Raw genomic sequence first — 815 nt, forward strand, 5'->3', positions numbered from 1 at the left:
GGCGCTACGCCACAGTACAACGGCAATATATCGGGCATGACCTGGCGCAACCGGATCGAAGCCTCGGGCAAGCCGGGCGTGGTCACCGGCGGGCAGGGTTATACGATAGGCTATGACAATGTAAACCGGCTCAGCACCACCAGCTACTTTACCCAAACCGGCAGCACCTTTACTAAAAGCACCAGCGATGCCCTGACCGAGCAGGTGCCGCTTTATGATGAGATGGGCAACATCTATTACCTGGCCCGTTCGGACAAAACCGGTGCGCTGATCAACGGGCTGTTTTATACCTATGGTACCCTCGGCAACCGGCTGACCTCGGTTTACGATAACACATCACACCCGGTCAGCGGTACATTCAGTTATGACGGCAATGGCAATATGGTCACGGATACCTATAGCGGTATTACCATGACCTATAACTACCTGGACCTGCCCGACACCGTTAAAAAAGGCAGCAGCAAGCTGGTGTTTACGTATGATGCAGCAGGCAACAAGCTTTACCAGCAGCTGTATGTAGGCGGCAACCTGATCAGCCAGCGGCATTATGTGGAGGATGCTATTGTGACGGCCCATCCTTCGGTACCGGCAGACGGCAAGATCGAAAGCATTGCGATGGACGAGGGCCGGGTAGTGAATACCGGTACAGGCGGATATAAGTATGAATATAACCTGCAGGATCACCTGTTTAACAACCGGGTCAACTTCCGGGTGGAGCATAACGGCACGGTGAACCTGAGCCAGGTGCAAAACTATTACCCCTTTGGGGAAACGATGGGCGACAGCACCATGAACTACACGACCACACCAGTGGA

At 53.9% G+C, this 815-nt stretch carries 1 pseudogene; it reads left to right on the top strand.

What is annotated here, in order from left to right:
- Positions 1–815: pseudogene (locus tag ABD772_RS17525) on the top strand (hypothetical protein); the annotation flags it as partial.

It is taken from the genome of Mucilaginibacter panaciglaebae, assembly GCF_039539265.1.
GTDB classification, from domain to species: domain Bacteria; phylum Bacteroidota; class Bacteroidia; order Sphingobacteriales; family Sphingobacteriaceae; genus Mucilaginibacter; species Mucilaginibacter panaciglaebae.